Here is a 20522-nt window from a genome sequence, read left to right as displayed (position 1 = left end):
AGTAAAAATAGTGAGATAGGGGTAATAATTATGACAAATTTACCTAAAGAAGGAGAAAGTCAGCGAATTGGTCGTTTAGCTAAAAAAGTTTTAGCTATTAATATGCCCCTCAATTGGATAGAGAAAGAACAAGATGGTGATTCAGATTTTGGTATAGACTATTTAATACAACTAAAAAATAATACTGGCCATGTTGAGTTTAGTTTTTACTTACAACTTAAGGGCACTACAGCACCTGCTTATAATACAGCAAATACCTTAATATCATATGATTTTAAAACCAGTACACTAGAGTATTACCATCGTCAGGAACCATTAGTCATGGTAGCTGTCGCTGATATTCATGATGAAAAAAAATTATATGAATGTCCGATCTATTATCTTTGGCTTGATGATAACTGGTTTGCTGAAAATCATGAGAAATTAGTAAATCAAAAAAGCATTTCAATAAATATCCCTAAAGTAAATATTTTAGATCAAGATTTAGATATCTATGATTTCTATGCAAGTAGATTTCAAGAGAAATTAGCTTTTAATGAGCTTAAAAAGGGTATTAGTGAACATGAAAAACCAGTAGTCGAAACTTTAAGTCGAATTACACAAGTTATAGATGAAAAACCTATTTTCTTAAAATCTATTGAGTTACAGGGGGAAGCTCCTTGGATAGATAATCCTAAAGGTGAAGTAACCACAGATTTGAAAAATTGTTCTGATTTTTTAGCAAATAATCGTGTTATAGATGCAAAAAAAATATTAGATAAGTTAGAAGAAAAAAAGGATAGTTTCACTAGTCATGAGCTTGCCGAGTTCTATTATCAAAAAGCTGATATTTCTTCATATGAAGGTTTTTTTGATGAGGCAGAAAATCTATATAAATTGTCATACGAAAAAGATCAAAAGGAACGTTATCACTTAGCATATCTCCAATCTAAATTTAAACTAGATTCTATGCCATCGGAGGTGGAGCTTGAAGAAATAGTGAATTCTTTAGATGATGGAAACTTTGCTAAATGTGTTATTAAAGCCAAGTCTCTTGCTTTACTTAAAAAACCATTGGAAGCCTTAAATTTTTTAAAAAAGAAATATCCTAATGAGATAACTGCTCAAATGGGAATATGTACAATGGGGGAGCTTTATCAAGAGCTAGATGAAATCATAGATAAAAATATTAACTTAGACTTTGATAATGAAAGAAAAAAATATGATTTTTATTCTTTAGCAGCACGAAGATATTTTCATAAGGCTTCAAATCAGATAGGAGTATTTGGAGAAATTTTACCACTTGATGGGCTCGCAAATTATGATATTGAAGGGATGAAATTATCCTATGAACTATTACAAAAGGCTTGGAATTCTGCAAAAAAATTAGGTTATCCACGTGATGTAGTAATGCTTATGGATATCAGTCCTTTAGTGTATGGATATTTTAATAGATTAGATGAATTAACAGATTATTTTGATATTTTATTGATTGAAAGGCCTTATAATAAAGAAATAATACGACCTTATATTCGGATACTTTTTAATTCGCGAAATTATAAAAAGACTATAAAGTTATTAGATAAATTAGATAGTTTGGATGTGGATGAGTGTGGAATTAAAATTCTTTCATACTCATACTTGGGAAAATATAAACAATCTTTAGATCTTATAAATGAATATGAAAGTTTCTTAATAAACTCAAAAAAAGATAATATACCTGCAATTTTTTGTAATGGTATTGAAATTGCTGAGGCGATGTTTAAGAAAGAATTAGTTGAAAAATATGAAAATATTGTTAAACAACTACCAGATGGTGAGGCTTTTCTTGCTATTCAAAAATTTGTGACGGCATCAAATAATGATAAAAGTCGACGAAATGATTTTGCTCAAGACTTATATAAAACTTATTTAAAATTAGGAAAACCTATAGTTATAGCAGAACAACTATTACCATATTTAAATCCTCATGAGTCTATATCTGCACATCAAATAATTGAATTAGCTGAGCAAGTATTGAATGTGCGAGAACTTAGAAAAAATAGGTATCTAGATTTAGCACAAGCATTTTTTACAACAGGTCGATGGAAAGAGGCAGAAGCATTAGCAGAGAAAAATATAATTAAAGGTGTTGCTATTTCTAAATGGAAATTAGTAAAGGCTGCTGCACTCAAAAATCAAGGTAAGGTTGGTAATGCTTATAATATAATACGTGAAGCGATCCATGAAGATAATGCGGAAGAATTAAATCAGGAGTTTTATATTAACTTATGTTTTTCATTGGGATTTATAGATGAAGTCGTAGATATATTGGAAAATAATTTAGTTGGTAACCTAGAATTGGATGAAAAAAGGTATCTAATTAGAAGATTGATTGAGGTATATGCAAATAATCCAAATTATATCAATAAATTAAAAATAGCTATTATAAAATATGGAGATTTAGTTGATCAAAATAGTGTTCAGCAAGAAGGTGACTATTTACAATTATGTATGCTACATCAGCCTTTTGAAAATGATGCACAAATTGAGCGTTACCAAGAAAGAAGTAATAGATATTTTGAAAACTTTCCTGATTCAACAATTTTAAGAAGAGGTCACGTAGATGTTGAGAGTGGTGCTGAAGATTTTTTAGCCTCTTTAAAGAAATTAACTGGAGTCACTCCAGAACTAGAAGAAAAATGGGAAAATAATAAGCAAAAATTAAGGAGTAGAGAACTGCCTGTACCATTTTTTATGCGTGGAAAGTTTTTGCAAAATACTCGAGATGTTTACACAACTTGGATGTTGTCAAAGTGTGGTAAGGAAGAAGAAACGGAATATCAAATATCACATTCTCCTCAAATTGAACCTAAAGTTTTTTTTAGACTTGTTGATAGTTCCAATATTATTTTAATTGAAGAAACATCTTTATTAATTTTGAATGATTTGAATGTATTAGATTTTTTCTTGAAGGCCTTACCAAAATTTTCGATCTTAGATTCAGTTTTTAAGAGAATAAATTTAACTACTCATAATTATATTTCTCCTAATAGTCAGATTTCAGGGAGTATTTTAAGAGCACTTCAAAATAATATAGAAAAATTGCATTTGATTGATGATAGTGAGGCCAATTTTTTTAACTATGATTGTGTTTCTAAAAATGAATATGGAGTATTATTAACTGATGATTTATATTTGTCTGTCTTAATGGAGCAGCATAATTCAAATATTTTATGTGCTAATGTCTTTAATGTCTTGAATTTTCTTTTTTGTAAAAATATTTTGAATGAAGAAGAATATTTTGAAAAAATGGTTGATTGTTTTTCATTTGGAATTTTAGGTTTTAATATTCAATTTGATTTATTGAGTAAATTAATTAACTATTATTTATTAAGAGGTGAGGTTGATAATTATGAGGATACGAGGTTTAAAATAGTTTTTGATAAGCTTCTTATGGAAAGAGAAAGCTTTATCGATAAATTAAATATATTTATAAATATGTTTAATTCTGTAGATATAGCTAATTTATCAGCAGAAGTTTTGTTGAGTCTAATAAGTAAATTGTTAGAGAATAATCCTACGGTAGATCCACAAGAAATTTTAAATACTTGGCTTGTACATTGTGGATTACAAAGAAAAATAGAAATAGATTCTGATAACTTTGTAAGTAAATTTCATCAAGAATTATGGATTAAATATAAGGAGGTTACGATTTTTTTAAATGAAATTACGTATGAAAATGAATTTTTATTAAAAGATATTATCAAAAAAATGAATAATAAGATTAAAGAAGTAGCTTTTGAAAATTTAAAAGCTTCATTTGTAAAAGGTTCAGAAGAGTATCAATATTTAGAAAGCTTTGATGGGATTATTTGAAATAAAGCAGAGTCCTTGGACTCTACTTTATTAATACACATAAAATTAAAGAGGTGAGGCAAGATTAAAATTTAATTTGAATTCACTGAGCTAGTTTAGATTGTCATCAATAAATATTGGTATATTCATAAATTTACTAATCATATCCTCTATCGTATTAATTGAGTTATATCCACCAGAAAAGTTCTGATTAAGACTATTATTATTAAGAACACGCCCATCTTCGGTTTTAACTTTACCTATACCTAATTGAGTATGACCTATTTTTGTAAGAACAAAATCATTGAGCTTACTTTCAAATATCACACTATTTTCATTTGGCACCACACAAGTCAATTGCCAATCACCAAAACTATAGAAAATATTATCTAAATTAATATTTTTATTTAATACAAGTTCTCTAACTTGAGGATTAAGATCCCATTCGATATTGTTATGAACGGTTATATCTAAATTGTTTAAATGAGCAAGCTGAAACAGAGCGTTTGCTGCACCATCAGAACAATCCATACATGCAACATCAAAATCCAATGAACCAATTACTTGTCCAGCTTTTGTCTGTGGAGTAGGGAAACATAGAGCTTCATTTAACTCATCTTGTAATGTTATAGAGAGATTACCCCACCCAAGATGATTTCCAATTACAGAGGACCAAAAACGACCAGATTTGCCAACTAAATAGATCGTACAATCTTTTTGTTCTATTTTTCGGGTAACTTGTCTTTTAGTCGTTTTACCGATAATAGTACCTGTTGCTCCAAATTTGGCAGCACTCTTGAGATTACCCCCTAGTAATTTTGCATCTGCTTTTTTTAAGGCAGACATCAAACCTTTTTGATATCTTTTAAGAAATTCAACAGGAGTATTATCAGGAATTTCTAAAGACACCAACATACCTACTGGTGTTCCCCCAGAAGCTGCTATGTCTGATAAGTTTATAATAGCTGTATAACAACCCCATACTTCTGGTGTTGCCTTACCAAACCAATTGGCCATAGGCGTGGGGCAAGGATCAATTGACCAAAGCATGTTTCCATTAGCTTGAAAATGAGCGCAATCATCATTTACTTCATCTGTATGGGAAGTAACATCAGGAATAAATATTTCTTTTAATAATTGAATTTCACCCAAGTCTGAAACAGTTAATGGTATTGCCATATTGCTGCTCCCATCTTATCTAAGCCAATTAGTGTCCAAATTAATTCCATTTCATCATAGCCGCTTAGCCCTAAGACAACTAAAAAGAGACTGGCAAAATAATTTTTTTCAGCAGAAGGAGCATTTTCATTAGTAGCACAAAACTTTTCTAACACTGGTTGTGCTGCTTTACGAGTTGAAGAGATGCAAAGATACACACGTTGTATAGCGTCGATTTGATAATCCTCAAGCCTATTAATTGATTTTACTTGATCAATAAAAATATCCCATGTAGGCAATTCAAAACAGTATTTACATAGAAAATCTTCTATCTCTTCATAGATATCTATAGATATATGTAATGGATGCTCTCTAGAGGGTCTTTTTATTTTTTGTAGTAATTCAGCCAAAAGCATATATTTTAAAGTTGCTTCTATAAGTACAAAATCTTTGGCAGGATGTCCATAATGACTCCATCCAAAATCAATTAATTCAGTATCAACTGGTCTTTTAGCATCTAAAATTAAATTTCTTGCATGTAGATCTCCGTGGACTAAATAAGGAACAAAAGGAAAATTTAGCTCTTTTTCAACTCTGGAGTAATGCTCAAAAATACTGTCTCCAAGTTGATAAATACCTGGATAAGATTTAGAAGATTCGATAAGGGTTTTTATTCTTTCAAGTGGTTTATTTTTCCGATTTAGATATCTTGAAAAATCCTCCATAAAGTTTATTGAACCTATATTATTAGTATATAAACAAACTTTTCTGAAAACCGAATCAAGAGCTATCGCACAATCATTGTGAGAATTCTGCATCTCTAGGAAAAATCCTCGAAATTCTTGATGATTCGGAACTTTTGCTAAATCATAAACAATCACACCTAAATCTATAGAGGAGTGTTCTTCTGAAATTACTCGTGTACATAAGGAGTGGTGCTCAGCTCTGGTAGCTGCTTCTAGTTCTTTATTTGTATTATTCTTATCTTGAAATTTTGCAATAAATCTTCTAGGGGTACTGGTATCTGTAATATAATAATCAAAATAAAAAACTTCACTACCACTTTTCCCAGCACGAGCTACCGGATACAAATCTACTTTATCAATAGTGAAATTTCTATTTAAATGATTGTTAATAACTTGCTGGATCAGCTCAATTCTTGTTTGAGCCTTATCTTTATGTAACTCAAAGTCACGGTCAAATCTGAACTCAAATTTAATTTTTTCAACTAGATCTAAGTTTCGTGGAATATTTTCTTGTATATCTATAGTTTGTGTATTCATGCTAATTCCACTTGCTTAAGGATAGAAACCATATTTTCTTCTTGCCCTATTTTTCTCCAATCCCAGTTATTTATATTAAGTTGATTAGCTACCGCTTTTCTAAGAGTTTGACTTGGTAAAGGCTCTTCTAATAAAGATTGGTAAAAACCATCTTTAAAATTTCCCACAAAAATATATGGTTTATCAATTGGTGTATTTTTTAATACTGCTTCAATAGTTTTTAAAGGTTTATTTTTTTTAAAATTATGAAGCTTAACTGGATCAATGTTATTTGTTGAAGGTAAAACATGCAGATGAGCATGGTAAATTCCACAACTACCATCATTTGGACCTAAAGCTCCATGCTCAAAAAATAAGCTTTTTTCCAGATCGCAGCCTAATATTAAATGTACTTCGTTAAGAATGTGCATTAATTCTTGATTGAGATTACTTAATCTTTTAATCGTTTGCGCTAACGTGCAATCATGATTCTTGGGCACAATAAGGAAATGCCCATAAACTAGTTGCCCAATGCAGGGGAATGCAGCTAAAGACTCTGTTTCGAAAATAACTCTACTTTGAATTTCGGGATATCGTTCAGCAAAATTTGTGTCACGACTACCTTTTAGTTCCCTACAAAACACACAATCATTAATCATGTAATACCTCTTATATAAATTTATAAGTATGAATTTATTAAGTTTTAATATATCAAAAAACAAACAATTTCTTAAAACTATTTTATAGTTTAAAAAAGAATTTAATTTTATATAGAAAATGCGTCTTAGAATTAACTCTTAAAACAAATAGAAAAAAGCTGCCATTGGCAGCTCTTTTACAGTACATATATTATGTTATATATGTTTAAACTTACCCACTTAACGCTCCACCAGTTTAGTAGACAGGTATAGGTATTTCAAAAATTTGTTAGAGAATTTAAAACTCACAACAAGGGTAGTATGTGTGCAAAGTAGAAAGAGTAGCTTCAACCTTTATAAAGAACCCTCATACTCCACATACCCATCTTCAATTGCAGGAATAATCTCTACAAATTTAAAGTAGGGCACTGTACAAAATTCAGAATCTCGAATCGCATCAATCACAAAATAATAATCTTGCAGAGATGTCGTCTCAAACACAGCAATATCACTGGCTTTAGTACTAAATGCTTCAACGTCATACCACCGAACTTTTACAGTCGGGTACTTCTCAAAAATAGGCTCAAGCTTCTGTGCACTAAACTCAGCCCGCTTTTCACGAGCTAGAACCAACCAAGCAGGCAAAGCTTTTAAATGAATAAAAAAAGTATAGGTTCTAGACATAACCACTCCATGACTGAGCCGAGTTGAAGTTCAACTGAAAAGACAGCATTTGCTTGTCATATCAATATGACTCAGTCAGTATATGAGTGATTACTCACATTACATACTCGCATTTCGGCTCATGTCAGAAACCTTCCCAGACCCACGCAAACGCCCGCGTCAAGCACGCTCAGTAGCTACATTTGAAGCTATTTTAGAGGCGGCTGCTCGCGTTTTAGAGTCATTAGGCTTTGCTGGATTTAACACAAATGCCGTGGCTGAACTTGCTGGCGTAAGCATTGGTAGCCTATATCAGTACTTTCCATCTAAAGATGCTTTAATCGTCGAGTTAATTCGACGTGAGCGCACTAAACTCTCAAGTCGTATCGTTGAAGCCATAAAACAACATGAAGCCGCAGACTTAAAAGAAAAACTAAAACTCGTCATACAGGCCGCTGTGCAACATCAATTGAGCCGTCCGCAGTTGGCACGAACACTAGAGTTTGCTTCTGAACTCATTGGTAAAGACACTGAGGAAAATGAACTTCAACACGAACTTGAAACTATAATTTCTGACTTGTTTATGCGTTCTGGCATTTCACATGCACAGACAGCCGCACAAGATGTGATTGCTTTAAGCAAAGGAATGATTAACGCGGCAGGCATAGCAGGGGAAAGTGATTTAATTTATTTACAGCAGCGAGTTAAAAAGACTGTATTTGGGTATTTAGATTTGACCTAAATATTATTAAATTATCAATCTCTAGATATGGAAAAGGGTTGCTATTAGCAACCCTTTTTACAGTATACGTGTTGTACTGTTATACCGCCACACGATGCATAAGTTGTTATTTTTTCTATTTATAAAACAAATATTTAGATAGAAATTAATCAGTTAATTTCGTGAAAATACAACAAATATGTTAATATTTTGTAAGAAAAATGATACATAAGATAATATGTTGACAAGCAAGATATCTTTACGCTTAATATAGTGTTAGGTATTGATTCTTGTAATGAGTTGGATAGAAAACTTCTAAAAGATTTTTTAATTTTGATAGTTAGAATAATACGAGAAAAAAGAAAAGAGGCTATTTTAATAAAAATTAATATCATAAAGTTTTTTGATAATTATTTTGGATCTATTATTTAATTTACTCACATTATATAAGCAAGTTTGCATGGTTTTTATAAACTCATTATACGGTTTATTTGTAGATTTTATTAGTAATATAAGAAAAAATACTATCGTGATTTTTTAGTTATTCTTTAAAAAAATATCGACAATAAAAGAAAAATGTTATAAATTATCCCGCTTTAAACCCGAACAAAGTTAAAATTGGGTTAACTTTAAAATAATTTCAACCTTTGGTCCTAGTGTAAAATTAATTGTTATGCTTAAAAATAATAGCCTTTTCCGAAAAGAGGTTTTTGAGTCAAGGAAAAATAGATTCGTTGGGAATGTAATCATTTCAGTTCCAATTACATTTAAGATGTTAGCACTTATTTTTGGCTTAATGGGCCTTAGTTTGCTCATTTTTATTTTTTTAGGTGAATTTACTAAAAAAGTTAGAGTTTCAGGCCAAATTATGCCAAATGATGGGTTCGTAAAAATATACAGTACAAGAACTAGTATTGTGAAGGATATTTATGTCAAAGAAAATGATTTTGTAAAAATTGGTCAGAATCTATTACATATAAATAATTCATTTTTCTTAGAAAATAATAAAGACTTGTATGATTCAATTAGTTATGAATCTAATCAGCGTACAGAGTTGTTTTCAAAAGAAGTTGCTAAAGAAAAAACAATTTATGAAAATAAAAAACAAAATATGATTAAGGAGCTAGAATATATAAATAAAGAAATAAGTAATGCAAATCAACTTTTCTATACTACAAAATATAAATTGAGTGTAGCTAATGATGTATACGCACGTTATAAAATAGCCCATAGAAATAATGCGGCTAGTTTGGATGAAGTCCAAATAAAAGAAAGTCAAACTTTGGATTTTAAGAATCAACTTAAACAAATAGAGAATGATTTAGACAGCTTAAAAGAAAATTTAAGAAATAAAAAATTTGAAATCTTATCTTTAGAACAAGAACATCTTAAACATTTGACACAGTTAAAAAGAGAAGAATCTGAAATTAATCAAGAAAAAATTCAGAATCAGTCTAATAGTGATCAAATATTAAAGAGTCCAATTGATGGCAAAATTTCGATAATTAATATCGAGAAGGGACAAACAATTGAACTCAATAAAATATTGATGTCTATAGTACCAACAAACACTAAGCTAGTATGTTTTTTATACGTTCCTTCTAATGCTATAGGTTTTATAAAACCTAACACAGAAGTTTCAATTAGATATTTTGCTTTTCCATATCAAAAATTTGGGTTAGCTAAAGCAAAAGTATTAAACATATCTGAAACCCCAATTCCTTATCAAGATTTAAATTCATTAGGACTGATACCTATGCAAGGCATTACTTCAAATGAGCCTGTATATATTATAAAAGCCTCATTAGATAAGCAGACTATTTCTGCATATGGAGAAGAAGTAAACTTAAAGGTAGGAATGTTACTTGAAGCAGATATAAAGCTTGAGAAGAGAAAAATTTATGAATGGATACTTGAACCTTTGTATACAGTGACTGGTAATATTTAAAATGTCTTATATTCAAAACTTGGTATTTACATTTAGATCAAAGGTTCCAGTAATCCTACAAACGGAAAGCAGTGAATGTGGCTTAGCTTGTTTAGCTATGATTTCAAGCTATTATGGCCACTATGAAACAATCTTTACATTAAGGCAAAAATATTCAGTTTCAATAAAAGGCAGTAGTTTAAGTGATTTAATAAAAATTGCTGGACAAATAAATTTAAACTCAAGACCTTTAAGATTAGAGATGAATGAACTCTCTAAACTTAGACTACCATGTCTTATTCATATTAACATGGATCATTTTGTTGTATTAGTTTCTGTTAATAAAAAAATTGAAGTGATTGACCCTACTTTGGGGAAAAGATTTTTTTCAATCGATGAATTTTCTGATATCTTTACGGGTATCGCTTTAGAAATCTGGCCAAATTCCAAATTTGAGAAGAATGAAAAAAAAGAAATATTTAATTTTTTCTATCTTTTACATGATTTAAAAAACCTGTTACCTTCATTTAGTTACATATTAATACTGGCGGTTGTTTTAGAGGTTTTAGGTTTGGTTTCGCCTCTATATATGCAATTTGTTCTAGATAATGTTATTCCAGAAGGTGATAGACAGTTATTGTTAACTCTAACAATAGCTTTCTTTATGTTAATGATCTTTAATATTATTATAACCACAACACAAACACTAATAGGGATGTTTGTTTCTACTACTTTAAATGTACAGTGGAAATCAAATGTACTTAATCATTTAGTTAATGTTCCTAATGAGTACTTTTTTAAAAGGCATTTAGGGGATATTATTAGTCGGTTTAATTCAATTGATCCTATACAATCTACTCTAACTTCAACTTTTATAATAACACTTTTAAATGCTTGTTTAGCGATATTTACACTTTGCTTAATGTTTTATTTTAGTGCTCAATTAGCATTAATAACATTAATTGCTATGATGCTTTATTTGTTATTAAAAATTATCACGTATTTACCTTTACGTAGTTTGGCTGAAAAGGGAATTATTCTTAGTGCTTCACAAAATAGTTATTTAATGGAAACTATACGAGGAATTAGAGCAATAAAGCAATATAATAAGCAAGATGAACGCTCTAATAATTGGCTTGGTTTGTTTGTTAATCAGACAAATAACTCCTTATTAAGTCAAAAATTAAGTGTAGTAATTTCAGTAATTAATAAATTTATATTTGGAGTTGAGAATTTATTAATTATATGGTTTGGCGCAAATCTTGTAATTGATAAAACATTTACTATTGGTTTTCTTACGGCATTTATTGCATATAAAACTCAATTCTCAACTAGATTTTCAAGCCTTATTGATAGCTATTTTCAAATAAAAATGTTGAGTCTTCATGGTGAGAGATTGAGCGATATCGTTTTAACTGATCAAGAAGATGTAACAGCTTTTGAACTAACATCAAATTTAAAGCAGGAAATTAAAGGTCAGATTAAAGCTGAGAATATTAGTTTTAAATATGGGGATTTCGAAGCTGAAATTATTCAAGACTTGAATTTAACAATTGAGGCAGGTCAGAGTATTGCACTTACAGGACCGAGCGGATGTGGGAAAACAACATTTTTAAATTTACTTAATGCATCTTTAGAACCAACTTCGGGTGAAATTTTTCTTGATAATATTCCATTTTCACAATTGGGTACAAAAAACTTAAGGTCATTAATAGCCTGTGTAGACCAAAACGATACTTTATTTGCTGGAAATATTATTGAGAATATTAGTTTTTTTGATTCTAATGTAAATCTTGAATGGGTTGAGCGATGTGCTGAAATGGCAGGTATTCATAATGAAATAATTAAGATGCCTATGGGATATTGGAGTTTAGTGGGTGATATGGGAAGTAGTTTATCAGGAGGGCAAAAACAAAGAATACTAATTGCACGTGCTCTCTATCAAAAACCTAAAATACTTTTTATGGATGAAGCCACAAGTCATTTAGATATACGAAAAGAAAAAGAAATTAACCAAATGATTTCTGATTTAAAAATTACCAGAGTTATTATTGCTCATAGAAAAGAAACAATTATGTCTGCTGATCGTGTAATTTCACTTAAGGAGGGAAAAATATGTTTTGATAAGATCAAATGATCTCTCAAATTTTAGCTTTGAAACTTTATACTTTTAAGAATTATTTTATGATTAAACTTGATATCTCACCTAATAAATTTCGGAATGAATTCCAAAGTAAAAAACCATTTCTTGTTAGAAATTCTTTTGTCCCTCAAATAACAGATCGACAAATTGATGAAATAGTGCTGCGCACAGATATTATTCAAGATGACTTTAAGCTTAATTTTGAAGGAAAAGTTCTACCAAAAAATAAATATGTTGAAAGTTTTCAAGATGTAGGAAAAGTACGTCATCGGTTTATAAAAGCAGCATTAGTTGATTATATGAGACGTGGCGCGACACTTATTGCTAATAAAATATATAATGAGCCTTTAATATATAACTATCATAAACAAATTGAAGAAATAGCAAATCGACCTGCATTATCAAGCCTATATATTAGTTACGGGAATGAAGATGATAGTTCTTTCCGTGCTCATTGGGATACGCGTGATGTATTTGTTTTACAATTAGTAGGTCGAAAAAAATGGATATTGCATGAACCAAATTTTGAATATCCTTTACCAAGCCAGCAAAGTAAAGATATGGAGCATGTAGTAAAATGTCCAACTACTGAACCTTATATGGAAGTTATTTTAGAGGAAGGTGATTTATTATATGTTCCTAGAGGATGGTGGCACGATCCAGTACCATGTGGAGAGCGCACAGTTCATTTAAGTGTAGGTACATATGCTATTTATAGAAATGATTATTTGCATTGGATTATTCAAAATATTTTACCAAGTCATTCAGAAGCTAGAATGCATTTAAATTCATATAATTCTATTGATGATTTGACTGCATATGCAAATCTTATCCATGAGAAATTAACTGATCCGGAATTATTAAGAAATTTTCACCGCCTACATGCTGTTGAACATTATAGAACTAATGATACATTAAATTTAAATAGTCTATGTGATCCTAATATTGAAGAAATACCTGAAGAAAAATCACTATATATTAATTTATTTCATTGCGTGGAGGATTTAGAAAAAGATATTATTGCTAATGGTACTTTTTTAAAAATTGAAAGTAGGCCTGAAATGAGAAAAGTTCTACAATGCATACTTGATCATCATGGTATTTCTACTTATACATTGTTTAAAAAAATGCCAAATCTTGACAAAAAGTATATCAAAAATATGCTTTTTAAATTAGCTTGTTTTGATATTATTCGCTTTGAATAATATTTTATACTTTTAAATTATAATTTTATTCTAATATGAGGCTTTAAATGCGAACTTTAAATCTAGAAGAACTTGAAAATATTGGTGGTGGAGCAGGTGAGTCTGGTTCTTCTGCAAAAGGGACTATTACTGATGGTGTTGTGGGATGGGCTATCGGTGAAATGGCTGATAAAACACAAGAGTATATCGATGCCTATGATAGAGGCGGGATGACTAGTGTAATTGTTGAAACTCCGGCATTTGAGGCAATAATAGGTGCTACTTCAATGATTGGTGAAGCATTAAATGGTGGTACTGATTATTGTGGTGGTAGTACAGATTACAGTTAATTTATAAATGGATAAGGCAACTACTCTTTTATAGAGTAGTTGTTAATTATTTTGTATAGAGAATTTATATTATGAACTTGGATTATTTTGGTTTTGGTGTTACTAGATTTATTATTGTTTTTCTAATAGGTAGTTTATTTTCTCTATTACTTCGCTTTGTTTTTAGTTTTGATAGCAATAATGCAGTAGAAATTGGTACTTATTTAACTTATATACTTTTTATTTATTTGGGGTATGTATACATTAAGAATGCTAGTGGTTTTAAATATTTAAATTCTTTATTTCTGTCTTTTTTGGTAGTTTTATTATTTATCTTTATTTGCTTTATTTTAGGTTATTTTGATTTAAAAGGTGCTTTAATTTCTTTGCTGTTATCTTTATTTTTAATGCAGCTTGGTTCGTTAGTGTTTTTTATTAAAACTAAGTTTTTTAAATAAGAGAATAGTGAGCTTTGTTAAAGTAACTGAGCTCACTAAAGTTTATTTTTAAATGTTGGGAATAATAAGTAATAATTCCTATGTCACTAATGTAAAAAATACGTTTTTTAGTTTTGTACTTTAATTGGATTATTCCTTAATTTTATTAAAAAATTATAATTAATTTAAAGTTTTTTGTAATTTTGCTTAATTAATTTTATCAAAAATTACTTTAATATTATTATATGGAATACTTCTTAGAAAAGTCTATCTGCTTGTGAAAAGATTTTCTTAAATTTAATTGAATTTTTTTGTCAAGATACTTAACATTTTTAATTAAATTATCGTAATTTAAATGTTTGTTTTTAGTTTATATCTCCATTCTATCAATGAAGATGACATTCTGAACAATAAAAAATCCGACTTATGTCGGATTTTTTATTTCAGTGGCATTATATATGCCGCGTAATGTCGTTACATGTTTCGTAAATGTTAACTCATGTGTCGCATGACGATGCTTAAACTTACCAGCTTAACGCACCACCAGTTTGGTAGTCAGTTACGCGAGTTTCAAAGAAGTTCTTCTCTTTACGTAAGTCCATCATCTCAGACATCCACGCAAATGGATTCGTTACACCAGCAAATTGCTCTGGTAAACCTAACTGAGATAAACGACGGTTACAGATGAATTTCAAATATTCTTCCATCATGCTTGCGTTCATACCCAATACACCACGTGGCATTGTGTCACGCGCATATTCGATTTCAAGCATTGTGCCTTCAACAATCATTTGAACCACTTCTTGTTGGAACTCAGCGCTCCAAAGGTGAGGGTTCTCAATCTTGATTTGGTTAATCATGTCGATACCAAAGTTCAAGTGCATAGACTCATCACGCAAGATGTATTGGAATTGCTCAGCAACACCGTTCATCTTGTTACGACGACCCATACTCAAAATTTGAGTAAAGCCACAGTAGAAGAAGATCCCTTCAAGGACACAGTAGAATGCGATCAGGTTACGAAGTAAACGCTGGTCGTTTTCAGGTGTGCCTGTATGGAAATTAGGGTCAGTTAAAGATTGAGTATATTTCAATCCCCACGCTGCTTTACGCGCAACAGATGGAACTTCACGGTACATGTTGAAGACTTCGCCTTCATCCATACCTAAAGATTCGATACAGTATTGGTAAGCGTGAGTGTGAATTGCTTCTTCAAATGCTTGACGCAAAATGTACTGACGGCATTCAGGGTTAGTAATGTGACGGTAAATTGCCAATACTAAGTTGTTTGCAACCAAAGAGTCCGCAGTCGAGAAGAAACCTAAAGAACGCATCACAATCGTACGCTCATCTTCAGTTAAGCCGTTTTCAGACTTCCAAAGCGCGATGTCTAGGTTCATGTTTACTTCTTGCGGCATCCAGTGGTTTGCACACCCGTCAAGATACTTCTGCCAAGCCCACTCGTATTTAAATGGCACAAGCTGGTTCAAGTCTGCACGACAGTTAATCATTGCTTTGTCGTCAACTTGAACACGTTGCGCGCCCATTTCTAGCTCTTCAAGGCCAGGGGCAACATCTAAATGTTCTAAGGCTGCAGAGGCTCTAGCCACCGTATCGGAGGCAACTGTTGGTCGCACGGAATGGGTTCCAGCGGATTGTGGAGCTGCCATGCTCTGCGATGATGGCTGCGCAGCAGATACATTCTGCGAATCAGGCGTTTTTTCCGGTTGGATGGACGCAGACTTGTGTTCAGGTGCAGTCGGTTTTTGCGAATCATCTTCAAAATCGTCCCAACTAAGGATAGACATTTTTGTTCTCTCTTCGTTGTGTATATCTATATTTGACATCTCTTAAACGAAGATGTCCCTACTATACGCTTTTAATGTGTAAACAAAATTAAGTTTTATTGATGCATGACCAAATTTTGGGCCTCTGGTCTCTACTCACTACAACTTATTTTGCTTACGCTGTTGCTTACGTATTGTGAAAAATGCGTAAACCAGCGGTATATAAAAGAAAAGAAAGGCAAAGATTAAAACTCCAACACCAAGCATATAGTTATGGCTGAGATGAGAAAGCATAATCTTTACCTCTTGTAAAATTGCCCTTTAGTGAAAAAGAGCAATTTTATTAAATGTTATTGGCAAGCTTCACAATCTGGGTTGTCGATTGAACAAGCCATTGGCACTGGAGCCGCTTGGGTAAAACCATCTTCTTCAGCAGCTTCTGGTTTCTTCGCTTCTACAACAGGGGCAGCAACCGGAGCCGCTTCAACAGACGCAGGTTTAACTGCGTTTAGAGCACCTGTGTTAATTGTAGATTTTTCAGCAGAAGTCGCGCCTAAAGCTCGGAGGTAATAAGTCGTCTTAAGACCACGTAACCATGCCATCTTGTAAGTGATGTCAAGTTTCTTACCATTTGCACCAGCAATGTACAAGTTAAGCGACTGAGCTTGATCGATCCATTTTTGACGGCGTGATGCAGCATCAACGATCCAACGTGTATCTACTTCAAATGCAGTAGCAAAGATTGCTTTTAATTCTTCAGGAATACGAGCAATTTTTTGTACTGAACCTTCGAAGTGTTTCAAGTCATTAACCATTACTGTGTCCCAAAGACCACGTTCTTTTAATGCACGAACGAGGTAAGGGTTAATCACAGTGAATTCGCCAGACAAGTTAGATTTTACATATAAGTTTTGGAATGTTGGTTCAATAGACTGAGAAACACCACAAATGTTAGAGATGGTTGCAGTAGGAGCAATCGCCATCACGTTTGAGTTACGCATACCGTCTTTTTGAACTTTGGCACGTAAAGTGTCCCAGTCTAAACGTTGAGTACGGTCAACTTCGAACATGCGTTCTGGACGAGATTTCGCAACAATTTCCAAAGAGTCGATTGGAAGGATACCTTGATCCCACAATGAACCTTTGAATGTTGAGTAAGCACCACGTTCAACAGCCAAGTTGCTTGAAGTTTCAATCGCGTAGTAACTAATTACTTCCATTGATTCATCAGCAAAATCAATAGCAGCATCAGAACCGTAAGCGATGTTCATTTCATATAGAGCATCTTGGAAGCCCATGATACCCATACCCACTGGGCGGTGTTTCAAGTTCGAGTTTTTCGCTTGTGGTACAGCGTAGTAGTTAATATCGATAACGTTATCGAGCATACGTACTGCTGTTTTAATTGTGCGAGCTAACTTCTCACGATCTAACACACCACCTTTAACGTGTTGTACAAGGTTGATCGAGCCCAAGTTACATACTGCAATTTCGTCTTGATTTGTATTCAAGGTAATTTCAGTACATAAGTTAGATGAGTGAACTACACCAACATGTTGTTGTGGTGAACGTAAGTTACATACATCTTTGAACGTAATCCACGGGTGACCAGTTTCAAACAACATAGAAAGCATTTTGCGCCATAAGTCTTTAGCACGTACTTTCTTGTGTAGCATGTTTGTTTCTTTCGCTACAGACTCATAGTAAGCATAACGCTCAGCAAATTCAGCACCCGTTAAGTCGTGCAAGTCTGGAGTTTCAGAAGGAGTAAATAGTGTCCATTCACCATCTTCAAATACACGTTGCATAAACAAGTCTGGAACCCAGTTCGCAGTGTTCATGTCATGTGTACGGCGACGGTCATCACCTGTGTTTTTACGAAGTTCTAAAAACTCTTCGATGTCTAAGTGCCAAGTTTCTAAGTATGCACATACGGCACCTTTACGCTTACCACCTTGGTTTACTGCAACAGCTGTATCGTTGGCAACTTTCAAGAATGGAACAACACCCTGAGATTTACCGTTTGTACCCTTGATATAAGAGTTCAGTGCACGTACAGGTGTCCAGTCATTACCTAAACCACCAGCCCATTTAGAAAGCATTGCGTTGTCACGCATTGCGCCATAAATGTCATAGAGGTCATCGCCAATCGTTGTTAAGTAACAACTAGAAAGCTGTGGACGTAATGTACCTGAGTTAAATAGGGTAGGCGTAGAAGCCATGTAGTCGAAGCTAGACAACAAGTTATAGAACTCGATTGCACGTTCTTCTTTATTTTCTTCATTTAACGCAAGACCCATCGACACACGCATGAAGAATAATTGTGGTAATTCGAAGCGAACGCCGTTTGAGTGAATGAAGTAACGGTCAAATAAAGTCTGTAAACCTAAGTAGGTAAACTGATTAGAGCGTTCTGGCTGAATTGCTGCTGATAGTTTTTCTAAGTCGAAGTCAAGCAAGTCAGGTGAAAGCAAATCAAGCTCTACACCTTTTTTCAAAAAGGCTTCAAGTGCAGTGTTTTCAGGAGTATCTGTAGGTAAGCCTAAGAATGCTAAACCTGTGCTCACTAATTCACTAGAAAGCAAACGTGCAGTAACGTAAGTATAGTTTGGTTCTTGTTCAATACGAGTACGTGTTGCCATCATCATCGTAGTGGCAATATCACTCTCTTTTACGCCGTTATATAAGTTTTTAACGGTTTCATCGACAATAGCCTGAACGTCAATACCTTCCAAACCTTCAGCTGCTTTCGCTACAGTTGCTTGCAATGCACTTAAATCAAGTGGCTGAAGCTGACCGTTTGCATCGGTCACTTGTAATGTAGGGTGGTGGTTTGAGTTCGTTTGCTGACGAGCATTCGTACGTTGTTCGCGGTAAATCACGTAAGCGCGGGCAACTTTCTGTTCTCCGGTACGCATTAAGGCAAGTTCAACCTGATCTTGAATTTCTTCAATATGGATCGTACCGCCTGATGGTAAACGGCGAGTGAAAGTATTTAATACCATTTCCGTCAACTGGGTAATACGGTCGTGAATACGGCTTGAATCCGAACTCTGTTGACCTTCCACAGCAAGAAAAGCTTTACCAATCGCAACAGAAATTTTCTCTGCATCAAATGCAGCAACATCTCCAGTGCGTTTGATCACCTGAATTTGACCGGGAGTCGAAGTAATTACGCTCATGCCAGCATAGCTCCATTGTCACTTTTGTTATGTTTATAGACCGTTTGAACCGAGCAAAAAGTATGCCACGATGTTTGAGGGATAAACACAAGACTTAGTAGTTAAAGTTTATTTTGAACACAAGATACGGGATTTTTCATAGCAGATCAATCTTGACTTTTTAGTAATTTTTTATCTGTATGATTTGATGGGAGATAGCATAGCAAAGCTATTAAGAATCGCTTATAGATAACTTTGTGGATAACTCAAAAAACAATCACTTAAATACAATTAATAGGGGTAGAGAAATAATTTGTTTAATATTCATACATTGGAAATATGAATAGAATATGAAATTTAATAACAATAACTAAATGTTAAAAACACGAGAAAATTCAAAGGTTAATAAAATGCAACAAAACACAGTTGTCATGTATCAGTTTGGTGAACGCCTACTTGTTTACAATGTAAACGTGTGTATATTGCAAATGATAAACGAATGTATCTGCAAGATTTTTAAGATGCATGTAATGAGATTTATAGGGGCAATGATATGAGCCAAGAAGAAAAGTTACCAAAGATTCTGATCGTTGAAGACGACGAGCGTTTAGCACGATTAACTCAAGAGTATTTAATCCGCAACGGCTTGGAAGTTGGTGTAGAAACTGATGGTAACCGTGCAATTCGTCGTATTATTAGTGAACAACCAGATCTAGTGGTCTTGGATGTCATGTTGCCGGGTGCCGATGGCTTAACCGTTTGCCGTGAAGTTCGTCCACATTACCATCAACCGATTCTGATGTTGACTGCACGTACAGAAGATATGGATCAGGTACTTGGCCTTGAAATGGGTGCGGATGACTATGTCGCTAAACCAGTTCAACCGCGTGTACTTTTAGCGCGTATCCGTGCGTTATTACGTCGTACAGATAAAACTGTAGAAGACGAAGTTGCACAACGTATCGAGTTTGATGACCTTGTGATTGATAATGGCGGCCGTTCAGTAACGCTGCATGGTGAGCTTGTTGATTTCACTAGCGCAGAATATGACCTATTATGGTTGCTTGCATCAAATGCTGGCCGTATCTTATCGCGTGAAGATATCTTCGAACGTTTACGCGGTATCGAATACGATGGTCAGGACCGCTCAATCGATGTCCGTATCTCACGTATTCGTCCAAAAATTGGCGATGATCCTGAAAATCCAAAGCGTATTAAAACAGTACGTAGTAAAGGTTACTTGTTCGTTAAAGAAACCAATGGGTTATAAGATCTGCATAAACTTCCTATAAGGTT

Annotated in this window: 16 protein-coding genes; 9 read left to right on the top strand and 7 right to left on the bottom strand. The window is 33.0% G+C overall.

Annotation, left to right across the window (positions count from 1 at the left end; translation table 11 throughout):
- Nucleotides 1-30 precede the first annotated feature (30 nt).
- Nucleotides 31-3837 carry a DUF4365 domain-containing protein gene (locus OD757_RS16380; protein ID WP_263032516.1) on the top strand — a complete coding sequence of 1269 codons (3807 nt, stop codon included), beginning with the start codon at nt 31-33 and terminating at the stop codon, nt 3835-3837.
- A 90-nt stretch (nt 3838-3927) separates the two neighbouring features.
- On the opposite strand, the gene OD757_RS16375 is transcribed toward OD757_RS16380, so the two are convergent.
- The 4 genes from OD757_RS16375 to OD757_RS16360 all read right to left on the bottom strand — a co-directional run bounded on the left by OD757_RS16375 (nt 3928) and on the right by OD757_RS16360 (nt 7558).
- On the bottom strand, nt 3928-4995 hold the full coding sequence (locus OD757_RS16375) for an AIR synthase related protein (protein ID WP_263032515.1): 1068 nt from the start codon (nt 4993-4995) through the stop codon (nt 3928-3930).
- Nucleotides 4980-6257 (bottom strand): phosphotransferase, encoded by a 1278-nt coding sequence (locus OD757_RS16370; protein WP_263032514.1) that lies wholly within the window; start codon nt 6255-6257, stop codon nt 4980-4982. Before OD757_RS16370 ends, OD757_RS16375 begins: the two co-directional genes overlap by 16 nt.
- Nucleotides 6254-6895 (bottom strand): HIT family protein, encoded by a 642-nt coding sequence (locus tag OD757_RS16365; RefSeq protein WP_263032513.1) that lies wholly within the window; start codon nt 6893-6895, stop codon nt 6254-6256. The genes OD757_RS16370 and OD757_RS16365 overlap by 4 nt, the downstream gene beginning before the upstream one ends.
- A gap of 333 nt (nt 6896-7228) precedes the next feature.
- Nucleotides 7229-7558, bottom strand: a complete 330-nt coding sequence (locus OD757_RS16360) for a darcynin family protein (RefSeq protein ID WP_263032512.1) — start codon at nt 7556-7558, stop codon at nt 7229-7231.
- A gap of 121 nt (nt 7559-7679) precedes the next feature.
- On the opposite strand from OD757_RS16360, the gene OD757_RS16355 reads away from it, so the two are divergent.
- The 6 genes from OD757_RS16355 to OD757_RS16330 all read left to right on the top strand — a co-directional run bounded on the left by OD757_RS16355 (nt 7680) and on the right by OD757_RS16330 (nt 14299).
- Nucleotides 7680-8279 carry a TetR/AcrR family transcriptional regulator gene (locus tag OD757_RS16355; protein WP_263032511.1) on the top strand — a complete coding sequence of 200 codons (600 nt, stop codon included), beginning with the start codon at nt 7680-7682 and terminating at the stop codon, nt 8277-8279.
- 751 nt (nt 8280-9030) lie between these two features.
- On the top strand, nt 9031-10206 hold the full coding sequence (locus OD757_RS16350; protein WP_263032510.1) for an HlyD family secretion protein: 1176 nt from the start codon (nt 9031-9033) through the stop codon (nt 10204-10206).
- 1 nt (nt 10207) lies between these two features.
- Nucleotides 10208-12322: a peptidase domain-containing ABC transporter gene (locus OD757_RS16345; RefSeq protein ID WP_263032509.1), complete on the top strand. Its 2115-nt coding sequence runs from the start codon at nt 10208-10210 to the stop codon at nt 12320-12322.
- 47 nt (nt 12323-12369) lie between these two features.
- Nucleotides 12370-13533 (top strand): cupin domain-containing protein, encoded by a 1164-nt coding sequence (locus OD757_RS16340; RefSeq protein WP_263032508.1) that lies wholly within the window; start codon nt 12370-12372, stop codon nt 13531-13533.
- A 47-nt stretch (nt 13534-13580) separates the two neighbouring features.
- Nucleotides 13581-13862, top strand: coding sequence for a hypothetical protein (locus tag OD757_RS16335; RefSeq protein WP_263032507.1), 282 nt, complete (start codon nt 13581-13583; stop codon nt 13860-13862).
- 71 nt (nt 13863-13933) lie between these two features.
- Entirely contained in the window at nt 13934-14299 is a 366-nt protein-coding gene (locus tag OD757_RS16330) for a hypothetical protein (protein ID WP_263032506.1), read from the top strand.
- 503 nt (nt 14300-14802) lie between these two features.
- Here OD757_RS16330 and OD757_RS16325 read toward each other — a convergent pair.
- From OD757_RS16325 to OD757_RS16315, 3 genes are all read right to left on the bottom strand, one after another.
- A complete protein-coding gene (locus OD757_RS16325) occupies nt 14803-16086 on the bottom strand; it encodes a ribonucleotide-diphosphate reductase subunit beta (protein WP_009393831.1) in 1284 nt (427 codons plus the stop codon).
- Between the two features lie 138 nt (nt 16087-16224).
- A complete protein-coding gene (locus tag OD757_RS16320; protein ID WP_263032505.1) occupies nt 16225-16359 on the bottom strand; it encodes a preprotein translocase subunit YajC in 135 nt (44 codons plus the stop codon).
- Between the two features lie 56 nt (nt 16360-16415).
- Nucleotides 16416-19247: a ribonucleoside-diphosphate reductase subunit alpha gene (locus OD757_RS16315; protein ID WP_263032504.1), complete on the bottom strand. Its 2832-nt coding sequence runs from the start codon at nt 19245-19247 to the stop codon at nt 16416-16418.
- Nucleotides 19248-19600: 353 nt separating this feature from the next.
- On the opposite strand from OD757_RS16315, the gene OD757_RS16310 reads away from it, so the two are divergent.
- Nucleotides 19601-19783, top strand: coding sequence for a hypothetical protein (locus OD757_RS16310; protein WP_034679197.1), 183 nt, complete (start codon nt 19601-19603; stop codon nt 19781-19783).
- Nucleotides 19780-20496 (top strand): response regulator transcription factor BfmR, encoded by a 717-nt coding sequence (gene bfmR / locus OD757_RS16305; protein WP_003653488.1) that lies wholly within the window; start codon nt 19780-19782, stop codon nt 20494-20496. The genes OD757_RS16310 and bfmR overlap by 4 nt, the downstream gene beginning before the upstream one ends.
- The last annotated feature ends 26 nt before the right edge of the window (nt 20497-20522 follow it).

The sequence above is a fragment of the Acinetobacter sp. AYS6 genome (assembly GCF_025630795.1).
Taxonomy (GTDB): domain Bacteria; phylum Pseudomonadota; class Gammaproteobacteria; order Pseudomonadales; family Moraxellaceae; genus Acinetobacter.
The sequence above is the reverse complement of the archived record's forward strand: the minus strand, read 5'-3'. Positions and strand labels throughout refer to the sequence as shown.

Bases quoted from the DNA above. Each gene is read 5' to 3' on its own strand.
- OD757_RS16360 (WP_263032512.1), bottom strand. From the start codon at position 7,558: ATGTCTAGAACCTATACTTTTTTTATTCATTTAAAAGCTTTGCCTGCT.
- OD757_RS16345 (WP_263032509.1), top strand. From the start codon at position 10,208: ATGTCTTATATTCAAAACTTGGTATTTACATTTAGATCAAAGGTTCCA.
- OD757_RS16380 (WP_263032516.1), top strand. From the start codon at position 31: ATGACAAATTTACCTAAAGAAGGAGAAAGTCAGCGAATTGGTCGTTTA.
- OD757_RS16315 (WP_263032504.1), bottom strand. From the start codon at position 19,247: ATGAGCGTAATTACTTCGACTCCCGGTCAAATTCAGGTGATCAAACGC.
- OD757_RS16330 (WP_263032506.1), top strand. From the start codon at position 13,934: ATGAACTTGGATTATTTTGGTTTTGGTGTTACTAGATTTATTATTGTT.
- OD757_RS16355 (WP_263032511.1), top strand. From the start codon at position 7,680: ATGTCAGAAACCTTCCCAGACCCACGCAAACGCCCGCGTCAAGCACGC.
- OD757_RS16350 (WP_263032510.1), top strand. From the start codon at position 9,031: ATGTTAGCACTTATTTTTGGCTTAATGGGCCTTAGTTTGCTCATTTTT.
- OD757_RS16375 (WP_263032515.1), bottom strand. From the start codon at position 4,995: ATGGCAATACCATTAACTGTTTCAGACTTGGGTGAAATTCAATTATTA.
- OD757_RS16325 (WP_009393831.1), bottom strand. From the start codon at position 16,086: ATGTCTATCCTTAGTTGGGACGATTTTGAAGATGATTCGCAAAAACCG.
- OD757_RS16340 (WP_263032508.1), top strand. From the start codon at position 12,370: ATGATTAAACTTGATATCTCACCTAATAAATTTCGGAATGAATTCCAA.
- OD757_RS16335 (WP_263032507.1), top strand. From the start codon at position 13,581: ATGCGAACTTTAAATCTAGAAGAACTTGAAAATATTGGTGGTGGAGCA.
- OD757_RS16320 (WP_263032505.1), bottom strand. From the start codon at position 16,359: ATGCTTTCTCATCTCAGCCATAACTATATGCTTGGTGTTGGAGTTTTA.
- OD757_RS16310 (WP_034679197.1), top strand. From the start codon at position 19,601: ATGTTAAAAACACGAGAAAATTCAAAGGTTAATAAAATGCAACAAAAC.
- OD757_RS16370 (WP_263032514.1), bottom strand. From the start codon at position 6,257: ATGAATACACAAACTATAGATATACAAGAAAATATTCCACGAAACTTA.
- bfmR (WP_003653488.1), top strand. From the start codon at position 19,780: ATGAGCCAAGAAGAAAAGTTACCAAAGATTCTGATCGTTGAAGACGAC.
- OD757_RS16365 (WP_263032513.1), bottom strand. From the start codon at position 6,895: ATGATTAATGATTGTGTGTTTTGTAGGGAACTAAAAGGTAGTCGTGAC.